The organism is Cyclobacterium plantarum (assembly GCF_011290685.1).
GTDB classification, from domain to species: domain Bacteria; phylum Bacteroidota; class Bacteroidia; order Cytophagales; family Cyclobacteriaceae; genus Cyclobacterium; species Cyclobacterium plantarum.
Map to the genome: position 1 here is coordinate 191,457 of NZ_JAANYN010000006.1, position 24,239 is coordinate 215,695.

The 24,239-nt window shown below is 44.3% G+C and carries 14 protein-coding genes; 1 reads left to right on the top strand and 13 read right to left on the bottom strand.

Annotated features, from left to right (window positions below; genetic code table 11):
* Position 1 precedes the first annotated feature (1 nt).
* A complete protein-coding gene (locus tag G9Q97_RS15355; RefSeq protein ID WP_166148335.1) occupies positions 2-1,879 on the top strand; it encodes a proton-conducting transporter transmembrane domain-containing protein in 1,878 nt (625 codons plus the stop codon).
* Positions 1,880-2,041: 162 nt separating this feature from the next.
* On the opposite strand, the gene G9Q97_RS15360 is transcribed toward G9Q97_RS15355, so the two are convergent.
* The 13 genes from G9Q97_RS15360 to G9Q97_RS15420 all read right to left on the bottom strand — a co-directional run bounded on the left by G9Q97_RS15360 (position 2,042) and on the right by G9Q97_RS15420 (position 24,046).
* Positions 2,042-4,048 carry a plastocyanin/azurin family copper-binding protein gene (locus G9Q97_RS15360; RefSeq protein WP_166148336.1) on the bottom strand — a complete coding sequence of 669 codons (2,007 nt, stop codon included), beginning with the start codon at positions 4,046-4,048 and terminating at the stop codon, positions 2,042-2,044.
* 148 nt (positions 4,049-4,196) lie between these two features.
* A complete protein-coding gene (locus G9Q97_RS15365) occupies positions 4,197-6,041 on the bottom strand; it encodes a family 16 glycoside hydrolase (RefSeq protein ID WP_166148338.1) in 1,845 nt (614 codons plus the stop codon).
* A gap of 79 nt (positions 6,042-6,120) precedes the next feature.
* Positions 6,121-8,007, bottom strand: a complete 1,887-nt coding sequence (locus G9Q97_RS15370) for an arylsulfatase (protein ID WP_166148340.1) — start codon at positions 8,005-8,007, stop codon at positions 6,121-6,123.
* Complete coding sequence (locus G9Q97_RS15375; protein ID WP_166148342.1) at positions 7,997-8,233, bottom strand: hypothetical protein; 237 nt, start codon at positions 8,231-8,233, stop codon at positions 7,997-7,999. The genes G9Q97_RS15370 and G9Q97_RS15375 overlap by 11 nt, the downstream gene beginning before the upstream one ends.
* Before the next feature lie 22 nt (positions 8,234-8,255).
* Positions 8,256-9,683 (bottom strand): sulfatase family protein, encoded by a 1,428-nt coding sequence (locus G9Q97_RS15380; protein ID WP_166148344.1) that lies wholly within the window; start codon positions 9,681-9,683, stop codon positions 8,256-8,258.
* Between the two features lie 10 nt (positions 9,684-9,693).
* Entirely contained in the window at positions 9,694-11,298 is a 1,605-nt protein-coding gene (locus tag G9Q97_RS15385; RefSeq protein WP_166148346.1) for a sulfatase family protein, read from the bottom strand.
* A gap of 178 nt (positions 11,299-11,476) precedes the next feature.
* The gene (locus tag G9Q97_RS15390; RefSeq protein WP_166148348.1) at positions 11,477-12,955 is read right to left on the bottom strand and encodes a sulfatase family protein; all 1,479 of its coding nucleotides are present in this window, start codon (positions 12,953-12,955) and stop codon (positions 11,477-11,479) included.
* Positions 12,956-12,962: 7 nt separating this feature from the next.
* Positions 12,963-15,845: a glycosyl hydrolase gene (locus tag G9Q97_RS15395; protein ID WP_166148350.1), complete on the bottom strand. Its 2,883-nt coding sequence runs from the start codon at positions 15,843-15,845 to the stop codon at positions 12,963-12,965.
* Positions 15,846-16,207: 362 nt separating this feature from the next.
* A complete protein-coding gene (locus G9Q97_RS15400) occupies positions 16,208-17,308 on the bottom strand; it encodes a PAS domain-containing sensor histidine kinase (RefSeq protein ID WP_166148352.1) in 1,101 nt (366 codons plus the stop codon).
* A 396-nt stretch (positions 17,309-17,704) separates the two neighbouring features.
* On the bottom strand, positions 17,705-19,615 hold the full coding sequence (locus G9Q97_RS15405; protein WP_166148354.1) for a sulfatase family protein: 1,911 nt from the start codon (positions 19,613-19,615) through the stop codon (positions 17,705-17,707).
* A 52-nt stretch (positions 19,616-19,667) separates the two neighbouring features.
* Entirely contained in the window at positions 19,668-21,074 is a 1,407-nt protein-coding gene (locus G9Q97_RS15410; RefSeq protein WP_166148356.1) for a putative collagen-binding domain-containing protein, read from the bottom strand.
* A complete protein-coding gene (locus tag G9Q97_RS15415; protein ID WP_166148358.1) occupies positions 21,071-22,420 on the bottom strand; it encodes a nucleoside hydrolase-like domain-containing protein in 1,350 nt (449 codons plus the stop codon). Before G9Q97_RS15415 ends, G9Q97_RS15410 begins: the two co-directional genes overlap by 4 nt.
* A gap of 69 nt (positions 22,421-22,489) precedes the next feature.
* Entirely contained in the window at positions 22,490-24,046 is a 1,557-nt protein-coding gene (locus G9Q97_RS15420; protein ID WP_166148360.1) for a sulfatase family protein, read from the bottom strand.
* Between the last annotated feature and the right edge of the window lie 193 nt (positions 24,047-24,239).

The following is a 24,239-nucleotide window of genomic DNA, read 5'->3' on the forward strand; positions in this document are numbered from 1 at the left end:
CATGGTAAATCATCTGATGATCAGTTTATTCGTCTTAATGCCACTGGCAGCATTTTTAATTTCATTACTTATTCCAAGAGGTCGTGAAAATAGCTTTTCCAGGTTGGCTTTTGTATCAGTGAGCTTGCAACTAGTGGGAATTTCGGGATACATTTGCTATTGGGTAAGTATGGGAATGCATCCCATCAACATCGGAGACTGGGAACTTTACAACAACGGAGACTACCGGTTTTTACTGGATTTCTATTTTGATACCCTTACGGCGGCTTTTCTATGGGTGGGTGCATTTATTACTTTTCTGATAACCAGATACAGCCGGTTTTACCTGCATCTTGAGGAGGGATACAAGCGGTTCTTTAATACGCTGCTCTTTTTCTATCTTGCCTACATTGTTACCGTGGTAGCTGGAAATTTCGAAACCTTATTTTTGGGATGGGAAATGCTGGGAATCGCTTCCTTCCTGTTGATCGCTTTTTACCGGGATCGCTATTTGCCGGTAAGGAATGCCGTAAAGGCTTTCTCCATCTACCGGATTGGAGATATTGGTATCATTCTAGCTATGTGGGCCAGCCACCATCTATGGCAAGAAAACATCAGCTTTATCAAATTATTGGATAAAGATCTTGTTTCCGAACAAATGGGCATGCACGGTGGAATTGGGCTATTTATCGCGATTTGCTTGTGGATCGCTGCCGCTGCCAAATCCGCGCAATTTCCTTTTTCCTCCTGGTTACCTCGGGCCATGGAAGGACCGACGCCCTCCTCTGCCATATTTTATGGCTCCCTGTCCGTGCATTTTGGGGTTTTTCTCCTGCTTCGAACCTTCCCCTTTTGGGAGCATCAACTGACGGCCAGAATACTAATTGGGGGGTTAGGCTTGCTGACAGCATTGCTTGCCTATCCAATTGCAAGGGTGCAGACGACTATTAAAACCCAAATTGCCTACGCATCCATTGCACAGATCGGGATCATGTTTATCGAAATAGCCTTGGGTCTGCAAATGCTGGTATTGATTCATTTTGCAGGTAATGCCTTCCTCAGAACTTACCAGCTATTGGTCTCTCCTTCGGTAGTTGCCTATATGATCAGGGATCAGTTTTACCATTTCATACCCAAACCAATTCCACTGAAGCATACTTTCTCCAAAAGATTGGCTTACAGTCTTTATATCCTATCTCTGAAAGAATGGCATTTGGATACCTTGTTGAACCTGCTGGTTTTCAAACCCATCAAAAAGTTGGGAAGAAAACTTGATTTCCTAACACCCAAAAACCTGTTTCGGTATTTTTTACCCCTCTTTCTACTCGGTTTATTGTTGTATTTCAATCAGGATTTTGCTTCTGAAATAAGCCGATACTACTTACCCGGGCTTTTTGGTTTTTTGGGTTTGATGATGGTATTCAAAGCCTTTTCGGAAAGAAAACACCCCAGACTGGCTTTGATGTTGGTGATGGCCAACCATTTCTGCATAGCCCTGGCAGTGGCCTTTAATGAAACGTTCGATTATAAGCAAACGCTGATATACCTCAGCGGGGTGGTGGTATCGGGAGTCATAGGATATTGGGTCCTGGAACGCTTAAGGAATAAAGAAAAAGATTACTTTGACCTCAATCAATATTATGGGCATGTGTATGAGCATCCCAGGCTTGCCTTGGTTTTTTTACTGGCAGCATTGGCCCTAATGGGCTTTCCCATCAGCCCTACCTTCATAGGGGTAGATTTGTTATTCAGCCATATCCACGAAGACCAGTACATATTGGCAGCTTTCAATGCCATCAGTTTCATTTTCGGGGGAATTGCCCTTATCCGAATCTACGCAAGGTTGTTCCTTGGTCCTCACATTAAGAACTACCATACCACCGCTTTAAAATCTTCTTGATTCAGGCACCATGAAACCGAGCTTGATGGGGCTACACATAGCTATCGATTAACTGCATGGAATTGCAGATGACAAAAAATGAAACGCAAAATATCCCCAAAAACTTGGGGCTATTTTACCATTTTTTATAGACGCCTTTCAAAGGAACAACCATGCTCACTTTTATTCGGTTACCTTCATAATCCCCTGCATCACGTACGCATGTCCCGGAAAGGTACACACATAGGTATAATCACCGGCAACCGTGGGAGCCTCAAAATAGATGGTTTCTGAACTTTCAGGTGAAAGGATATTGGTATGAAAAAGCACATCCTCAGAATTGGGTATATAGTTTTTCTGAGAACCTTCCAAGCCCATTTCTAAAGCCTCCTCTCCCACCTCGATGGCAGTGTTTGGCATGACGATCACCAGGTTGTGAAGCATGTCATCGTTATTATTGAAAGTGATTTGTACTTTGCTTCCAGCTTTTACTTCGAAAAAATCTTTATCATATTTCAATCCCGGCCTTGTGCCCATCGTAATGCGTTCGTCGGGTCCATTGGTCCAGGATCCAGGCATTTCCGTCAAGTGTTTACTTTGATTTGAAGTAGCCTTATCCGGGGTTGGTTCATTGGAGTCCGCAACGGCTACGTTTTGGTGCGCTGCATGGGGCTTGGCAGCTGTTTCCCTGATTTCAGAAAGATCCACTTTTTCCCCGGTCGGAATTTGATTCAGGGTATAATAACCTACAGCATGCAATAAACCCATGCCTTCCTTTGACCTGATTCCTTCAGCATTAATTTCATGGATATAGCCCTCCTTCATTCCATCCACTACCAATCTTACTTTTAGTCCATCCTCAGAAACCAGGGCTGCTTTTAGCAGCAGGTCTTCCAGTTCGATTACCGGGCTGCCGTAATTGTGGTGGTACTTGTAATTGAAACTGGATAGTTGATACGCCTCAATATTTTGGGCTACGGACGCATCTACAGGCTTGGTAAACTCCAATTCAAACCCGTCTGGTCGGGCTTTTGCCGTTTTTATTTCAAAGGGTACTTTGCCTGTCCAAACCAATCTTTGTAAGCCAAAAGGCTCCTTGCCTGTAGAACTCCAGCCCCTGCTGGTCATGCCCACAAAGAGCGATGCATCTTTTCCCCATACCATCCGCAATATTCCGGAAGAAAAACCCTCTCTGAAAGGGAAAGCTACTCCTTGATAAACACCGTTTACTTTTTCCAGGTAGACGCGTACAATCTTGCTGTGTCCCTGATCACCAACGAAAAGTTGATCCGTAAAAGGCCCAAAAGCTCCACCGGAATTGTCCAACAGTATATCAGAGGTAGAAATGCCCATCAGCCCATGTGGCAGCCATACCGCAGGGGTCTTGAATCCGGGAATATCCGCAGCAACTTTTGACATGGGTTCCCCTGTATCTGGTATGTCCTCTGGTTTTAACGTAACAGGAGATTCGTCCAAATGAGTCCATACAAGGCCTTCGGGATTACCCACGAAGTCGCCGGTTTCCACATGGGTAATCCTGCCCGAACCAACCCAATCCCCTTGGTTTTCAGCATAGAACACCTCTCCTTCTGCATTATATCCCATACCTGCAGGTGACCTCATTCCGGTAGCTACTGGTTTCATGTCTCCATCGGGAGAGACCTTCATCATCCAGCCCCGCCATTTGGCCAGGCTGGCGCCGTGTCCTATCCAACCCAAATTCAGGTTAACGAGCATGTCTCCTTCCGGGGTGAATAAGGGACCATAGGAGTATTCGTGGTAATTCCCGGAAAGAGGCCAGGAAACGATAGTCTCATATGTATCCGCTCTCCCATCTCCGTTTCTATCTGTTAATTTGGTTAGTTCCGACCTTTGACTGGCAAATAAACTACCCTCATGGTAGGCCAGACCCAGAGGTTCGTGCAAGCCTTCAGCAAATCGGGTAAATCGGGGAATACGCGTACCAGTCATATAAGGATTCTCTACCAACCAGACCTCCCCCCTTCGGGTGGCCACACCCAAACTTCCATCCGGAGTTACAGCCAAACCACCCACTTCCAGTTCTATCCCATCAGGAATGGGAACAGTTAAAATAGAATAATAATCCTGCTCCTTTGGTGCACCAGGATCCGATTGGGCAGGCTCCTGAGCTTGTAAGTCGAGTGACAGCTGCAGTAAGAAGGCAACCATAGACAAGCTGAAAAATTTACAGAAGGTAAATTTTTTACGGTAAGAAACCAAAGTACAAGTCCGGGTAAATAGGCTATTATTATCAATTTTCATACGCTAATCTTCCAATAATATTGGTTATATAAATTACTTCATGCTTTTGTTATCACTACCAGATAAGACTGTATTTAATTTGACCTTCCTCTCCCAATTCGGATAATGGGACTATAAGTTCCTGCCCTGAATCAGTATCCCTAATCACCGTATTTAGAAGAATGGCTTCAGGTAGTTTTACATAAAATTGACCCTGATTGACCCTGTATACACCATCACCGAAAGACTCAATTTTCTCAGCCGCAAGCATTCTGGCCCATATATCAGTAGTTTTTTGAGGATTACTATAGCTGATCGTGCGGGTCAAAGCTTTGCCATCCATCTCAGGTTCAAAGAAATCCCTCACTTTGATTTGGCCAAATTCATAGCTGAAAGTGGGGCGCCTGTCCCGATTTAACGCATAACCCTGTATCTGGAACAACTCACTGCTGAGGGAGTCCGGCCAGGGACTGCTATTTTGGTCAAGCCTGGCAATGGCAGGTCCTCCGGGAAGTTCAATCAAGGCTCCATTTGGAATCATCAATTGGGATTGCCCTCTTTGCCGCCACATGGGGGAAGTATCCAGAAATCCTCCCCTCCAAAAACTAAGCAATGAACCTTGCTGTAAATCATAAGCAAAATTTGGACCCTCTGGCTCCCCAACACTGACAGTGTGGGTTTTTACTTTGTTCCCATGCTCAAGAAATCCTCTAAACACTATGGGTTCATTAGAGGGTTCTAAATAGAAAGGTTTTTGCACCACATGTTCAATGAAAGAGTTGGGATCATGTAAGGGGCTTTGTTTGATTCCCGGTCCTGAAATAAAAAAACCGAGTTGTGGCCTTCTACCAGGATAATTGTTTTTATAGAATATCAATTTAAATGGGACAGATCCCTGCGACAGCGCTACCGAATTACTTCTGGGAGTATTTCCGGGGAATTGTACTTCATCGCTCAGGATATTTTCTCCATTGACATAAAGACTGGTTTTGCCAAATGCATTCAGGGAAAAGGTATAGGTGCCGGATTTGGGAATTTCCAGCTTCCCCGAATAAACATACGCAAAATCAAGGATTCCATGGCCCAGATCCCAGGTAATTTGGTTCAAGCTGCCTTTCTGATTCGGGGTTTTATCCTGGAATTCCTCAGGAGATTGGAACTTCCCCTTGAAATAGGCATATTCGAGATCGATGATTGGAGGTACCGGATTATCAAATAGCTTATAAGTGATATTTCTGATCGCCACAGGACCATGGTCTCCCTGAATCATAATGGGCCCCCTGGGCTCTTCATCTTCAAAGATGGCAGATCGGGTGGGGCCTGTCACTTCCACGTTTTCATGGACCAAAACACCATTCAAATACACCTGATTGAATTTAGCGTTTTTTATCTTATTACCTGCAGCATCAAATTCGGGAGCTTCAAAATTGATCTTTAAATGCTGCCACAAACCCGGAGCCTTACTTGCATTGGTTCTGGGAGCCTTGCCTTCAAATCCCTGTTGATTTTCTTCGTCATACCGCTGGTATATCCCTCCGGCATCTCCAAAATTGGGATGACTTTTACCCCAGCTATCCAGTATCTGAATTTCATAACGTCCCTGAAGATAAATGCCGGAATTGGAACCTTTGGGAACCATAAACTCCAGTTCCAATTCCATATCTCCATGCTCAAAACCGGACAGCAGGTGTTCCCTGTTTTTGGCTGTGGGCTCGTTTACCAGGATTTCGGTTCCCTCAAAGGTGGAAAGAAAGGCCTCGTGCTTCCAGTCGGCTCCAACCCCTCCGACAAGGCTCCAGTTTTTCGGAAGTTTTCCAAACTTTTTCAGGTCTTCAAATGAGCTAACTTCCTGGGCACTCAGTGCATGCGCAAAAATCCAGCTGAAAAGTAATACCAAAGTAGCGTTTTTTCTATTGATCATCGATCGTATTTTTTTTTGGTTTTAATACTGGTTTGTGATACATCCATAACTTGGTCAAGAAGGTCGCTTGTAGTATGGGTCATTTGTCTCTTAACCATTTGTCGGGATGTACAGCCTGATAAGCAGAGGGATTATCAAAAACTGCCGGTCCAATATAATGGATTTTAACGTAGTTTGCACCATACTTTTTGTCTCCACTAAACCATGCTTTTAGGGCAGTTTCTCCAGGTTTCAATTGAACGGTAAATGTGGAAGAAGTCATCGCATCGGTAACTGCTACCTCCTTCTCTAAATTCCCAATAGCCAGATGCGCTTTATTTATCTGCGCATCTTCCCTCCTTTCGCCGTCTTCAATGCGAAACCTGTTGGTATAAATGGTTGAAGTTGGAGGCATGTTGTGGCGAAAAGTAGCCCCTTCACTTTCCACAATTCTTCTTGCTGATTCCAAAGGCCAGCGATAAATGGCAAATTCGTACAAACCTTCTTTTTCCACATCTATAGCCCAGACCAATCCTTCATCATTCCTCAATGCATCGTGGGCATAGATAAGGGAAGGGTTTTCCCTTTCATTTCCAATGATAATGTTATTGTAAAGATCAAAATCAACTGAAATATCCTGCCACCAATCCTCATATTTTTTAGTCAGCAAATCAACCACATCCTTGTGTTTATTGGCAACATCATTTTTTTGCCCTGGATCCTTTTTTATATTATAAAGTTCCTTTTTTTCACGTCCTTCCAATCTCCATTGCTCGGTCAGGACCTGAAAATCCTTGTATTTTACAGGGTATTGCAAACGCTGATTATGGACAAAGAGGGTTCGATCAGGCCAATCATCCTTGGGGTTATGGAGTAATGGTTGCAGGCTCATGCCATCAAATTCAACATTTTCAGGTGCTTCAAGGCCCGCCAGGTCAATTAGCGTTGGCAGGATATCAAAATGAGCGGCAAGTTTATCAACATCCTTACCCCCTCCAACACCTCCAGATGGCCAGCGGATAAAAAACGGCACCCGGTGCGCGCCTTCATATCCCCTTATTTTGCCTCCCCGCATGCCTGCATTATAGCCCTCCTTCACAAAAAGATCATCATCAAGTATAATCCCCCCAAACCAGGGGCCAGGACCATTATCTGACATGAATATCAGAATGGTGTTTTCCGTTAGATTTACCCTGTCAAGTTCTTTGAGAAATTTTCCCAGATCCTCATCAAATTTCGCCACCATGCCATAGTAATTGGCAATCCGTTCTGACAAGTCAGCCGTGTATGGCTCAGCGTATTTTTTTTCTACCAATAAGGGAGCGTGGGGAATGTTGGAAGAAATATAGGCAAAAAACGGTTTATCCTGATTTTCTCTAATGAATTTTGAAGCTTCATCAAACCATACGGAATTACTATATCCTTCGTATCTTTTAAAAACGCCATTATTCTTGTATATGTCATCAAAATAATCATTTCCCCAATAATCGGGATGAACTGCTGATGCCCCTCCCCCATGCACAAGGGTTTCCGTAAAGCCCCTGTCCATAGGACGATAAGGATAATTTTCACCTAAGTGCCATTTACCAAAATACCCGGTTTCATATCCCGAATCCCTGAATATTTCAGCCATGGTAATTTTATCTTTTTGCAAAAGGGACCTTCCTCCTATGGTGTGCCAGACTCCGGACCGCGATGAATACTGACCGGTAAGGATCGCCGCGCGACTGGGCGTGCAGCTGGGGTCCACATGGAAGTTTGTAAACCGGACACTTTCTCCATGCAGGCGATCAAGGTGAGGGGTCTTCAGGTAGGGATTGCCGTGAGCCTGTATATCACCATAGCCTAAATCATCCAACATTATCAGAATTACATTTGGCTGATTTGCGGAAACGGTATTTTCTTTGGGTATATTAGAGAATAATGCATAAGATAAAGCTACAAGCAGGATAACCGTAGAGAGTATATATAAATGTCTAATTTTCATTGTTTAAAAGCCAGGTATATATTGTTTCGATTGGGTCCTTTCCGTCCTTATTGATTAGATATCCTTTTGCTTTATTCTCAGGAATCAATCTTTCCATACTTTCAATTTTTTCAGGGTATAATTCATACTGATTTATTCCTTGCCCGGGATCTTCGTTCAGATTAAACAACAATCCGGGCGAATCAAAATCCTGATATCCCCTGAGTTGAAGAAAGGAATCGGGCATATTTGTATGTTGGCCTGTGCTGTCATTGCTTCGCTACCCTTTGTAGCATTAATTCATGGATAATGGAATCACATTTACTGGAATAGTAGGCTACCTTATCTGCATATTTTTCATCTGAAGCCAGGTTGTTGACCTCATTAAAATCAGTTTTGTGATGGTATAACTCTATCAAATCACTGTCATCATACCGGATAAACTTAAATTCATCATCCCGGTAACCCTCTGTTTTTAGCAGCTTTTCATTATTTTCCAGCCGATGCTCCAAAAACACACCTGACCGCCAATCGGCTGGTGCCCCCTTATAAAATGCTGTCAGACTACTTCCATGGTAACTTCCAGGAACCTCCACTCCTGCCAGGGACAGAATGGTTGCCGATACATCCAGATTTGTTATCAGCTGAGAATGGATCTTTTTCCGGTTTTTTTCCGGTTGCCGCGGATCGAAAATCATCAGGGGTACCCGGATGGAATGTTCGTGCAACAGCCATTTTCCTGCATAGCCCCTTTCTCCCAGAAAATACCCGTTATCCCCCATAAAGATGATGACGGTATTATCGGCAATACCCTCCTCTTCCAAAGAGACCCTGATTCTTGAAAGGACGCTATCCACGGTACTGATCATCCGGTAATATCCTTTCACCATTTGCTGGTGCTTTTCAGGCGTATCATAGCGCCAATACCATCTTTCCCGGTTCAAGGTGTTTTGCAAGAAATCAGGCAAACTGTCATAAAAAGAAGGATCGGCTGTGGCAGGCACCGGTATTTCCACATCACGATACAAATGATCCGTATAGTCCGCCCAAAAATACTGCTCTTCTGCACCATCATCAGCATGGGGCGACCAAAAGGAAAGGGAGAGGCAAAAGGGCTGATTTCCTGAGTTCCTGATAAAATCTATGGCCAAATCCCCATTGGTATCCGCCAGGTGAATTTCCTTTCCCTCCACTTCTTTCAAATATGGCCAAAATGTTTTCTTCGTCTGGCTAAAAATGGTATCTTCTAAACCCGGAGACACCTTTACCCCAAACTTCCCAATGAAACCAGTCCGGTAACCGGAATCCTTAAGAAGCTTTGGGTAACTATTGGCCATGTATGCATCCTGTAATGGTGGCTTGCCAAAAGTAAAATTGTGGGTTCGTTCATACAATCCAGTAAATAGGGAAGCCCGGCTGGCCGCACAGATAGGTGTGGTGACAAAAGCATTTTCAAAATACAAGCCCTCACTGGCCAACTGATCCATATGGGGTGTATGGATGATCTCATTTCCGGCAAAACCCAGCGCATCCCATCGCTGATCATCGGTAAGAATAAAGATGATATTCGGCTTTTCAGTTTTAGCAGCAGCATTTTTATCGGGAGGTTGACAGCTCAGGCATGCTAATCCCAAAAAAACTGCAACCCAGGTGCAGGATTCAGAAATTATTGATTTACCTTTTTTGATAAGTTCCATCAGCAAAGGATTAATTTTTTGATAAACTCCGGTCAATATATTGCTGATTCAGTGCATCGGAATCCCCATACTGCTCCCGTAATTCTTCCAGGCGGGTATGTAGCATTTCCTGTATTTCGGCATATTCCGGATCCCCATAGATACTGTTCATTTCACCCGGATCATTTTCCAGGTCATACATTTCCCATTCGTCAATGTCATAGTAGAAATGAATCAGTTTATACCTGTCTGTCCGTACCCCATAATGCCGTTTGACGCTGTGGGGTCCGGGATATTCATAATAGTGGTAATAAATGGCGTCCCTCCATGGAGAATCCTCTCCTGCCGCAATGGCACGCCAGGATTCTCCCTGCATGTCACCTGGTTTTTCAATGCCTGCATAATCCAGGATAGTAGGCGCATGGTCCAGGTTCATCACCATGTCTTCTACTACTGAGCCGGCTTTAATTTCTTTTGGGTATCTCACCAACAACGGGGTACTTAGGGATGGTTCATACATAAAGCGTTTGTCATACCAGCCGTGTTCTCCTAAATAAAAACCCTGATCTGAGGTATAAATCACTATGGTATTGTCCAGAATCCCCTGAGTGTCCAGGTAGTCCAGTACTTTACCTATACCATCATCTACAGATTTCACCACCTTCAGGTAATCCCTGAGGTACCTGTGAAACATAAATTTGGCAAGTGCTACACTGTCGGGAAGCGCAGTAATGCGTTCATCCCCCGGGGCAAATTCTTTTAGGAATTGTTCATTTGCCGGCCCATATACTTCATTCCAAGCCTCCATCTGCTCTTCCGTCATGCGGGCAAAAGGAGCTGCCAGCCGACTGGGCTCTCCGGTGAAGGGGTTTTCTTCAAACTTCATGTCCCATCCCCAGTACATGTTGTCTACGATTTCCATTTCCTGTTCCCTTGCGGCAGTGCCTCTTCCCTCATATCCGTCAAAGAAATTTTCAGGAAATTCAAATTCCTTATTCTCCAGGTAGGAAAGGTATTTTTCTTCCGGCATCCAGTTACGATGCGGTGCTTTGGGATGGTAGTTGATGGCAAAAGGCTTGCTCTTGTCCCAATCGTTTTCCAGCCAGTCCACCACAAACTGAGGGATCAAGGCCTCACAATGTCCCTGAAACTTCAGTTCTTCTTCTCCGTTTTTGATAAATTCCGGATTATAATAATTCCCCTGACCGGGTAAAGTGAGGGAATAATCGTAACCCTGGGGTTTACCTCCCAGGTGGATTTTTCCGACCAGAGCGGTAGCATAACCACCTTCCTGCAACAGTTTGGGGTATATCATCTGATCCCAGTTAAAGGGCCCCACATTATCCACCTTACCATTCAGATGACTGTATTTACCCGTAAGCAGGACGGCCCGGCTTGGCGCGCAAATAGAATTGGTAACAAAACTGTTTTTAAACAAAGCTCCTTCTTTGGCCAGGCGGTCCATATTGGGGAAATAAACACTATCCAACAAACCCTTTTCATAAGCGTGAATAGCCTGTTGGGTATGGTCATCAGTCATGATAAAAAGGATATTGGGTTTTTGGGCTACTTCCTCTTTCTGGCAGGAAACGAACAGCCAGCTTAAGACAAGTACAGGTACAAGAAATTTTTTCATGTGTTTATAATTTATTTTTAAGAGGCCACATGGAATCTTTGACGATTAAAATAATCATTGCCCTGTATGCTTAATAATTATTTTAATCGTGTCGATTTCATGGATTAATCTTTTTTTTCAATTCAATCAATTTAGCAAAGGATTTTTCCCCTGCCTACTTTTTGATATAAAAAGTACCTCAGGAAGTACCATTGGTCAGTCTGGGAGATTGTGGGTTTTCCTGATCTTTGCCATCATTGCTGTAGGGAATACTTCCGTGCGATGCCGGCTTAAGGTTCCACCTGTCGATGTACCATTGGGCAGGTTTAAAATCATCCCCAAACTTGTTTAGCAATTTCCAGAGTTGTTTGTCCATTTCTCCGACCAGCTTTTTATGTGAAGGATTCTCTGCAAGATTGTTCATCTGTAAGGGATCATTGATGTCATCAAACAACAACCATGGCCCGTCAAGGGAGCGAACATAGGTATGGCGGGAGGTTTTGATGGCCCTGTATTCCCTGTCATAACTACCGCCAACTCCCCAGGGAGCAAGTTTCATGTAGAGCACAGCATGGTTTTTAATTTCCTTATTACCGGTAAGTACTTCAGAGAGATCGTCCCCTTCATAAGTAGCTGGAATGGGTAGATCCAGCATGCCAAACAGGGTAGGAAAAATATCCGGAGTGGTGATAGGAGTTTCTATGGTCCTTCCTGCATTCCCATTCAGCTCAGGATACCGTATCAGAAAGGGCACCCTGGCTGCTTCCGCCAGTGCCACTTGCTTGGCCTTTGCCCTGACCCCGTGGGCCCCCATCATTTCTCCATGATCTGAAGTAAATACGATGACCGTATTTTCACTGATCCCCAATTCCTCCAGACTCGATAGTAAATTTCCGATACTGATATCCAAAGCCTCGCAGTGGGCATAATAACCCTGCGCTTCTATTTTTAACCCATCAACCATGGATTCAGGTACATTTTCAGGTAAGACAATGTCTTCCAGGGGGTAATGCTGTTTCAACTCTTCAGGGGCCGTGTGATGAGGAAAATGGGGTGTACCAAAGGACAAAAATAAGGCAAAGGGTTTTTCTTTTCCTACCTGATCTGCCATATATTGTTGGGCATCTCTGGTTTGGGCATAGGTATCATAACCCTCCCAGTAAAGCTTTTCGTCGGAATCTCCTGTATAATAATGGGAGTGATTGTAATTGTGATCGCATTCAGCCACCTTCCAATACTCAAATCCCCTGCGTCTGTCGGGAGGAATAAATGAATGCCTGCCATGCCCATCCAGGTGCCATTTACCAATATACGCCGTGGTATAACCACGATCTGCCAGCACATCGCCCAGCCCATATTCCGATAAGGGTAGGTGAAGATCATTTAAAAACATTCCGGTAGTGGTGGGGTATTTGCCAGTCATTAGCGCAGCCCTGTAGGGCGTACAAACCGGCATCACAGAAACGGCATTTTTAAAGTTAAAACTTTTTTGGGCGAGCTGGTCCAGGTTTGGGGTATTGGCATTGGGGTCTCCGGCATAGCCCAGGGCCGATGCCCGCAACTGATCCGCTATAATATATATGATATTGGGCTTTTTATTTTGTGCGAGGGCATTACAGCAAAAAGCAATGCAAATAAGAATGCTACACCACATTTTCCGGTACATAAAGCATTTCATAGGCCTGTCATTTATTGATAAACTTGATCTGTGATTTACCCATCAAGCCTGAAGGCAATAATGGGGAATCTTCGTTGAATTTTATATTGGCATTGGTACGGGTATAGGAAATTTTATCCGGATTCCTGACATCCCCTACAATACGGTTGTTCCAGGTATTGACCACCTTAACGGTGATTGTATTTGCTCCCGCTTTCAGAAAGGGGGTAATACGGGTGGTATAGGGTGGAAGCCAGACGATGCCACAATCATTACCATTGACAAAAACCCGGGCCATTTCCTGAATATCTTCGAAAGTGATAAAAGCCTCTTTCTGGGGGGACACCATTTCTTCATCAAGGGTAAATTCCCTGGAATAGGATGCCGTTCCGGAATAAAATTGTACCCCTTCACTTTCTGACTCCGTCCAGCTGGCAAGTGAATCTGTTTGAATCGACTCAGGTCCACCCCATTCCGGATTGAAAGCAATCGTCCATTGGGTGGAAATATCCATTGCCTCAACCGAATCATCTGCCTCCGGTTCTTCCTGAAAACCAAATTGTAAGTCGGTGTGCAAGGAAGCGTCATTTATACCACTTGTATTCTCCCTGAAAACTACAAACCTGGAAGCCAGAGGATCCATGATCATTTCCAGCATTATACCATCTTTCTTCTTTGAGAAACTAACCTTGCGTTGAATCAAACCCGAAACCGGATCCCATATTTCCGGTATCCTGCTTTCATCTACCCGGAAATTAATGGAGATTTTCTCCTGCCTTTCACTGCTATTGGATATAAAGTAGATGTCTTCACTTGTGGTTTGCCGGTGAACAAAATCTATATGCAGGTCATGGTTATCAATGCCCATTACCTCCATGTCTGGTAGAATAGAAAGCTCATCCAGCACCTCCCTGACCGATTTCCTCCAATAAATGGTACCCCTCCCGTATTTATTTGAAAACACCTTTTCTCCATCACTATTACCCCATATTTGATCGGCAATTTTTTTTACTTCTTTGTCTGATTCCGGATACCCCTTCAGGGAAGAGGCTCTTTCCGGCTTTCTGCCAAGGACTATTGCTCCATTGAAAATCAGTTGCTCAAGACGCTGCAATACTTCCAGAGATATGTCCATGCGGTCCGGAAGCACCAGTATTTTGTAGGCCTGACCTTCTGGCAATACCAATGCACCGTTTTCTGTTTTCAACCTGCTGGTGATCACATCCTCGTTGATGTAATCGTATTCATAGCCAGGCAATTTTCCAGGATTGACAGGCCTGGGCCTTCCACAATGGGGACACTTGGATTCATCGTAAAAATAATCCGGAAACAGTCCAGGCATATCGGGTGTATAATTCGGATCCAACCGTTTGGGAGGCACCAGGTTAGGGGCATCATCACCATAATACAGCAGGACGTCTGCCACATAATTTCCCTGCCGCAACATGTAGGAGCTTCTTGCAATATAATCCATAAATGGGCGGGCCATTTCCCACCAGGTAGCATTGACATTGATATGCTCTCCAGCGTGGTAAACAAAGCCGGGTTTGCCGGCAATTTCAGGATTGTGAGAAAAGGTATGGAACACCACCTGGTTCAGTCCTTCACAAAAAGCAATGTCAATCAACTGTTTAAAGTCCGTCGGGCCATGTTGCCAGTGATTCCAACCGGTTAGCGATTCGGCGGCCACTACTTTTTTTCCATAAATGTGGGCTGCACTGGCTGCTTCTTTGGTTACCCAATGCCGCTGCCGGTTCCAGAACTCGCCCATCGGAATATGGGAATGTCCCAGTGCTTTCAAAGGTTCCACCCTGGGATGTCCTCCATGCCCGGCCTCGGTGATCATTTGCATGCCCCTCTGCTCAGCAATTTCAACTGTTTGGGCATAATGATTTTCGATCAGTAAATCACTTACCAGGCGCCTGTAGTCAGATTCAAACCTTACCTGTATCAGAGAATCTGAATGATCAAACCCTTGTAAGAGAGGAATATAGGGTCTGGGATCATAAGCATATCGGTTTTCGAATTCCGCCAGAAAATTTGGTGTCCAGTCCATCATTTGCCATACCTCATAGCTATCAATAAAAATGAACTTAAATTGTTTTTCAGGGGTGCTGGCCTGATCTATTCTGGAAAGCAATGCTTCAAAATGATTTTCAGTAGCCTGTTGGCTCAAATGATCAATGATCAAGCCTGTTGAATTTGGACTCGGGACCACCAAATGTTGCATGGTATTGCAACTAAAAATGGACAGCAGTTCCCAGGATCCGGCAGGTAGCTGAATTTCCGCTAATTTTCCATCCTTTTCACCTGCCGGGAAAACTATGACTTCTTCTGGCGAATAAATTTTATCAGGGTTTTGGGGAATAGCCATCACAAAAAGCTTTTTGCAATTTTCTGCCTTTCCCCTGGCTGATTCCGGATTTTCAGTAGCTGGCTTGATCGCAGCAGGCCCTGTTACCTGTTCGGTAGTACTTAACAACTCTTTACTCCCGTCAGCAATGTCCACCCACTCACCTCCGGAATTCCAGCTACTGGCCGAGCTAATGCCCAGGTCCAGGCCCAATGAATGACTTTTGTCCAAAGCCAAAGACAAGTAATTGAGCGATTCAGGTCCAAGAAAGGCCGGACCATCCGGGATCATATCCTCGGGATCCATGAGAGCACCAATATCCCAGATAATTGCTCCCCTAAAGCCTTTATCTTTCATTTCCTCCAATTCATAAAGTAGTTTTACTGTATCGATATGCCCGTTCATCCATGTCCACAGGGCAAGAGGTCTGCTTTCGTTAGGCGGATTTAGGAAGCCCTCTTCCATCAGAAGGGAATCCGGTTTTTCTTCGGTCGGTGAACAGGCGGAAAATGAAAAATTGATAGATAATACCAACAATAATGACAGTATTACATCCATTTTCCTGCCGGTTAATTCAATTTTGCACAACTTTGAAATTTTAGAAACCAAGGGATTGAAGTGAATGATGTGAGGGAGGTAAAAGTAAGCTGAAGTACCTGATTAATCTTCCACCATCTTAGCAGATAAGCATGGTATTTTAACACCTTTCCAGGACTAAAATCAAATAAAAGAATTTAACCATTGAGCTTATACCAAAGCACAAATGCCTATTGCGGGATGTTCATAATGTACCCATAGGATTAGAATAAAGGCAGAACGCCATCGAAAGGTGGCTGAGCGGAGTCGAAGCCATCTTCCCCCAAAATAATAATTACAATTTACCTGGTGGGTTTCAATCTGATAGGATAAGGCTAATCAAATTAATTCCTGAAAGTAATAATGAACCGCGTGCCATTATTGGGTTCACTTTCAATATCAATTTTCCCACCCAGGGAGGTGACATGGTTGTGTACCAAATATAAGCCTATTCCTTTGCTGTCTGCATTATTATGGAAGGTTTCCCTAAAACCGAAAACCTTATCACCTACGCGCTTCATGTCAAACCCGATGCCATTATCCTCAAAAACCAACTGCGTGGAACCATTGCTGGTTCTGGTAGAAACCAAGATAATGGCATGGCTTCCAGGCTTGGCATACTTAATGGAGTTGGTAAACATATTTAAAAAAATACTTTCCAAATACGCCCTATTGAATTTCACCTGATCCGTTGCAGAAAAATCAGCCACTATTTTGGTGTTGGAGATTTCAATCAGTGATTTTATGGAGTTTTTCACCTTGTCCATGACTTCATTGATATCAAGCTGTTCAACCAGTACCGTCAGTACGTCCTTCTGACTCAGGTTGTCCACATAGGTGTCCAGGGTGTTTTTCAGGCCCTCAGTCGAATGCTTCATCAATTCAATAAACTCAAGTATTTCAGAAGGCTCCATCGTTGATTCTTCTAAAATACTGAAAATGGAAAGCAGGTTATTAACCGGTGACCGCAAATCATGGGAGGTGGTAAAGGTAAGCTCTTTTAATTTTTCATTGGACTGGGTGAGTTTGGTAATCAGCGCATTTCTATCCGCCTCCAATTTCTTCTTATGCGTAATGTTTTTGGCTACCGCATAGATAAGGCCTTCTTCCTTGGCCGGTACGGAAGTCCAGGACAGCCAAATGATGTCACCGGAATGGGTAATATACCTGTTTTCAAAATTAAGCAGGGGAGTACCATCTGATATGATATAATTCCGGGTTTCCACCGTAGCCTCCAGATCCTCCTGATGAACAAAGGAATTGATGGGCCTGCCGTATAAAATTTCATCCGGATACCCCAGTACTTTTTTTAGTGCCGGATTGATGCGCTTAAAATAACCATCAAAACCTGCCACACCAAATAAGTCCAGTGACAATTCAAAAAACAACTCCATATTAAACGAAGTCGTTTCATAGATATTCCCGTTTTTTGAGTGACAATCCATAGCTGATTAAAAATTGAACCGGTAAAAAATCTTTTGAAATTATTGGTAAAAGACTTTTTGTTTCAAATACATGCTGTTTCCGGCAATAAAAATATCAAATAATTTAAGCAATCTGTTATATTACGTATTAAATTTGATAAAAGGCCATTATAAAAGATCAACTTTTTTAAAATAAAAAACCACTTGTTACATATTTATGTGGTATAATTCAATTTTTTAGGTTTAAAATGAATTTTTTACCCTATCAATTATTAACTAAAAGACTATGTTTTAACCATGCCCAATATTAAAATTAAAACCAATTCTTTTTCATATACCTGCTCCGAATTCCCAATTGCTTTTTTAATTTTCAACTAATGAGATCTGACCAGCTGATGGATGATTTACATTAAACCATTACTTGTGTGTATCAATGGCCATTCCACAGTTGATCTGTGTTTGGTCCAGGGCCATACCAATAAACATGGGATAACTCCAGCTCTTGTACCGGCCCCAAATATCACCAGCATATTTGGGAAATACTTCATCTTGAATCACTGACATTAGTGGCGCAGCTTTTTCTCCAAGCTGCCGTACGCTGATGGCCGCCTGCAAGACCTGAACTTCATCAGTTAGCTTCAACATCCTTTCCAAAACGGTAAAAGCATAGGGATCATCTCCCCGCTTTGCCATGATTTCAGCGGCTTTGATCGCTACAGCAGGCACCTCGTCCAGCATCAATTCTTTCAATTCCGGCATCAGGGCTGTTATATCCTCCTCATAGGCATCCAATGCTACTAATGCCCAAAATCTTTGAGACGGGTCACTGGCTTCAAAATAAGGCTGAAGTGATTCTAAATCCGACACTTTGCCTGCCATCTTGGCCACTTCCAATATTCCCTGATACTTTTCCCAGCTGTAGGACCGGGCGACTTCATAAATGCTACTATTTTTGTCCCTTGCCTCCTGCATCATAATTCCTTCCGTAATCAGACCAGTATCTCTGTGCCGGACCATCCATTTGTCCAATGCATTGGAAAGCTGTAGGATCAATTCATTGAACTCAGGTTCATTAATCAGGTTGGTTTGTTCCAGGGGATCATTTGCCAGGTCATAAAGCAGTTCCACCTCCTTTGCTTCATACATTCTTCTGGCTGGCTCCGGCAACAACCCCAAATCCCTAAGCCGGTTGATCTCCTCGTAACTCCCTCCCTTGTTGAATATCAATGCATTTTGAAAGTAAGGCAACTGCGGCATAAAATGTCTCACGTATAAATACCTGCCATCATATACGGAACGGGATACTTCATAACAATCATCCGCCCTATCCCTGTAACCAAACACATAGGGTTTTTCTTCCGGATTTTTTCCCAAAAAAGACTTCCCTTCCATTAATTCAGGTACTTTCGTTCCAGCTAAGCTGATAACCGTAGGTGCAAAGTCTACAAATCCCACCTTCATCTCCGTTTCAGTGCCCTGAATATGGTTGACCAGGTGCTTGTATTTTTCCGGAACATGCAAAATGAAAGGAATCTGGAGTCCTGCATTATTCAGCCAGCGTTTGTGACCCGGAAGCCCGTGGCCATGATCAGAAAAAACAAAAACGATGGTTTCGTCCAGTAAGCCATCTTCTTCCAGCTGCGCCAGCAATGCTGCCACTTCCTGATCAAAAACCGCCAGTAGGTCATACATGTGGGCCCATATCTTTCTCATCTTAGGGCTGTCTGGCAAATAAGGAGGGAGAATTACCTGCTCAGGATCGGTATATTCGGACAAGGATTCGATGTCTGAATCCCTCAGGGCATTGGTAGGGCCTTCATGGGTGATCATATAGTTAAAAACGCTGAAAAAAGGTTTTCCCTCTGGCCGGTTTCGCCAATGCGCAGTATTGCTGCTTTCGTCCCACCTGCCCTGGTGACTGAAATTATAATCCGTTTTTACATTATTGCTGGTATAATAACCTGCCTCCCGCAGTACCTCGGGCAAAATTTTCATGGACTCGGGTACCGGGGTTTCAGACCTCAGGTGTTGTGATCCCAAAGAAATGGCATACATGCCGGTAATCAGGGTGGATCTGGCCGGTGCACAAATGGGTGCATTGGAAAAGGCCTGATTGAATTTGATACTGCTCTTTGCCAGCTGGTCTATATTTGGGGTCCTGGCCAGGCTATCCCCATAGCATCCATAAATAGGACTCAGATCTTCATGAGAAATCCATAAAATATTGGGGCGGTTCTGCAAGGCGTAGACCCTTCCCCCATCCAATGAGGCAATAATAAATACCAGTAAAAAAATATTGAAGTAGCCGATCTTACCATACCTATTCATACTGTTTAATTTTTTGCTGATTATGGAGTTTCCCATTCTTATGGGTGTGCCTTTATTCTTTTACTACTAAAGCCAAGCTGCCGCTGCTCGCCGGGCTGCTTAGCTGAATGGTGTCCCCACCTGAAATTTTTGAGGTTTCCAGCCATTCCGCATCCACTATGGAAAGCCACTGAAGGGATGCATTGCCCTCCAATGAGCTTAGATCCAAGCTCACCTCTCCACCTTGAGGAAAGTAAACCAGGTATCTTTCACCTTCTTTTGCGGCGCAATAGGCCTCGTTTGCCTCCCTTCCGGACAGCAAATCCATGCGTGGGTCAATTTCCCAAAACTTTATTTTTTCTTCCAATTTCCTTACAGACATCAAAGCATGTATAGATGGGTCGCTCATACCCAAACCTGCAGGTGGTCGGTGAAACCTGCTGGAGGCAAAACCACCAATGATGTTGCGAAAAAAGGTTTCTACAGCATGCCTGTCATCGATTCCCCGATTGGTCCATGGGCTCGTTTTACTCCCATAAATCTTGGTGCTGTTAACAGGTCTGGGATTGGAATGGATATAATTAAAAATAAAACGGGCATTGTCCCCGTTGAGCTGACCGGTATTGTGGCTGTTTTGGGACATGTCTATGTAGTCATAGCGTTCAGGATGATCCAGGGTCCGTTTGTGCATGTCGGATTTGATATCCCAATCATCCCACATTTGGGTAAGCATGATTTCTTTATCTCCTGCTTCCTTTTTAATAAATTCAGCCCAGTACACGGCCCATTCATCTTCCCCCTTGGTCTCATTATCGATGCAATACAACACATGATCATATTCAAGGGCATGGCTCAGTAGTTTGCGTACAAAGGATTGCTGGTAGTCCAATAAGAGGGAGTTGTCATCCAGAGCCGGAACCGTGTAGAAAAAGGGTTGCTCGTTTGCCCCGGGATGATTGGGATATAGGCTATCCAGGCCAGCTTCTTCATAACTGTAATTGATATTGTTGGCAGGATGATAAGGATCCGATAGCCACTCCTTTCTGGAATGATCAAATCGATCCCATATTTCAATTTGCACGATGATGTCTCTTTGAGCTGTCCATTGCAACAAACTGTCGAACTGATTCCAGTAAGCCTCATTCCAAAGGTTCAAGTCATACATCCCATTATCATCGGTAGCATAGGCCCTGAGGTCTCCGGGATCCCGGTCGCTCATGGTATTTCGGATATAATTTCCACCTATGGCCTTAAGACTATCCAAATGAGATTTGAGGTTGGGCTGTTGAAATAAATTGTCATTATCAGTAGCACCCAATAGCAATAGGGGTTCTCCCTTGAATTCCCAATAAGCCGGGTTTTCGGACCAGGGTCTGATACTGTCATCCAATTTTCCTTCCTGTACTTTAATTCCTTTCTGTTGGCAGGCAATAGCCGAAACGAGAATACCAATGCAAGTAAAATAAAAGAATAACTTCATGGGTTTGGGTTTAATATGATGCGTTTGTAACTGCTCATTGTCGGCAGCCCACTGTCCTTCACTTCCACTATCAGGTGTATGGATTGCCCTGATGCAACTACCGGCATTTCAAAAGATACAGCGCCCCCCCGGTCTTCCACATGCAAGTGCAATTGTTTGGCAGGTCGGTAAATTTCTTCATACACCCACCAAAAAAAATCCAGTTGTTGCCCATCAGGATCTGTACTGTCACCGGCATCCAAACGTATCTGGTCTCCTGGCTTCGCTGAAATATACAAGGGATCTGGGCCCAGATGACCATTTACAACAGCCACAGGATTGTGGTTTGCTTCTGCATAAGGCAGATGAGCCCACTTTACCCGCGCCATAAAGTCCGACTGGAAGGCTGTTCTCCAGCGGGCCACCGAATGCCGCTCATTGAGTGTACCCTGCAGATAATCAGGAGCGTCTATCAATAGCTTTCCTTTCAGCAGGCGGTACCTGCCGCCCCAGCCACCCCATTCAGGTCGTTCGGGAACGTTCAATCCATTCCGAATCAAACCAAGAAATGACGGGGAATCCCCTTCCTTCATACCATTGGTTCCATGGCCATGCAGTTGGTACCGCTCACTTAAGGGACCATTGCCGTGGATATTGGCTCTGATCCAGTCTCCATTTTGCATGTGCTGCTGTCCGGTCATGTACATGCCCCTGAAGGCGGACAATTCCCTTACCCCGGTAAACCCTTGCCAGGCGAAACCATTGGCGATAAAATTCAATTGCTTGAATTCTCTGAGCAGGTATTCCCTATGCCCATCCTGGTCCCCGATGGCATGCACCTGAATCTTCCGGCAAAAATCATCCACTTCCTCTGCTGATCGGGTTTGACTAATCCTCCACAGGGCTTGTGCCAATTCCCTTAAACCTCCCCAAACGGGAATGTGTACCAAATCATCTGTAGCATCCACTACCTGAATAATGGCTTCTGAGGCTTCGGTATCAAACCCTTCACCAAAATCATCTGAATTCCCCTGCCCCTTTCTGACGACCGACAAAAGACTATCGGGATGTGGAAATTCCTGCGAATGGGCGAGGAGGTTGGGATAAATTTCACGATATGCCATCAGGTGCCCCCGGATGAGTTCCGGCATAATATCCTGCCCGTGACCCAGCCGGCTGCTAGCACACAATGCCTTGATGTCGAAGTGATCTGCATAGTAGAGGAAACGCACCAGACTCTGTTCATCATCTGTATCCCCTCCAATATCGGTCAGCAACACCACTTTTGGCTTTTGCCGGGCGACTGCGCTACTTAAGTATAGGCAACCGAGCAATAGTCCATAAAACAGGTTTTTGGTAATTCTCATTTGTCTTTTACTTTTCCCGGAAAAAGTATTCTGCTTGACAGCCAATGAATGCAATTTACTGCTATTCTATTATTTTAATTCAAGTGCTTCCGTATTGACAAAATCCTCCCCTCTAATGGCAATAAAGTCCGCCAGCATGGATTTTAATTTCTCCGGATTTTCTTCTGCCAGATTTTGCTGCTGCCCCAGGTCCCGGCTCAGGTCATACAGTTGAAAGCCCGTATCATTTCCCAATTCAATATTCACATTTTGATTGACGGCAGGACCCTTATAAGGAGGAATGAGTACCCAATTTCCCTTCCGAAAAGCTGTCCGTGTAGTAGCTTCCAGTACCAGGGATTCCCTGCCCTTATCAGCCTTTCCCAGCAATGTAGCAGATAAATCCTGCCCGTCTGAACTTTTCTCCCCACTACCTGTCATTGAGGCCAGGGAATTCAAAAGATCTATCTGACTAATCATGGCATCAGATTCACCGGGCTCAATGGTACCCTTCCAATAGCTGATGAAAGGTACCCTTGTTCCTGCTTCGTACAGACTGTATTTGCCTCCCCTCAGAGGTCCCCAGGGCGTATGCTCACCGAGTTTTTCCACCGCCTCATCATAATAGCCATCGTTAAGCACCGGTCCATTGTCACTGGAAAATATGACCAGGGTATTCTCCAGCAAGCCCTCTTCCTCAAGGGTATTCATAAATTCCCCTAAGCACCAATCGGCTTCGAGAATCACATCTCCCCTCGGTCCCATACCGGATTTTCCTTCAAAACGTGGATGGGGTGTACGGGGTACATGGGGCTGTTGCATGGCATAGTAAAGAAAAAATGGCTCATTCCTTTCTTCCTGCACAAAGGCTTTCGCTTTATCCAGAAAATGGTCCGCCATATCCTCATCCACCCATTTGGCCTTTTCCCCTCCTTTCATAAATCCGATACGGGGAATCCCATTGACAATACTGTTGTTGTGCCCATGGTGCCATTTCAAAGTCAGCAATTCCGGATTATCTTTCCCTGTGGGTTCACCTTCAAAATTTTCCTGGTAACTAACTGCTATGGGATCATCTGGCTCGAGGCCCTGTACCAGACCATTTTCCAGATAGACCGTAGGCACCCGGTCCTGGGTGGCTGCCATGATATAGGAATAATCAAAACCTACTTCATTTGGTCCGGGACTTACCCGTTCATTCCAATCTACCTGTCCATCTCCCAATCCCATATGCCATTTACCAACTACTGCAGTGGCATAGCCCTGCCTCTTCAGCATTTTAGGAATGGTCAGTTCATCCGTTCCTATCAATAATGGGGCAGTTCCCGCCAAAATTTTGGCGTCTTTGTTCCTCCAGGGATAGGTACCGGTCATTAGGGCATACCGGCTGGGGGAACAGGTAGCGGAAGAAGCATAACCCTTGGTGAATTTCATTCCCCCATTTGCCAAAAAATCCATGTTGGGAGTCTCCAGCCTGCCAGCTTCATAAGCACTGACATCCCCATATCCCAAATCATCCATATAGATAATGACGATGTTGGGTTTTTGGATATCCGTAGTTTCTTTGTTTTCTGCTGTACCACAGCCAAAAGAAACAAATAAGAGGAGAGCGATAAACAGCGTAAATACAGGGTAAAGGCGAGCCATAGATGGGTTATTGTTGATAATCAGTAAAATGAAAAAACAAGATATAAAAATTTTATGTAATCCTTCCGTATCCTATTCTTCTTTTCAGGTTAAGAAACATTTAAACCCGGATTATCAGAATTCGTGACAGCCAGTCGGAACAAAAAAAATGAGCTTAAAATTCATGAAACCCGGTTTCTCAACTGCTTGAAAA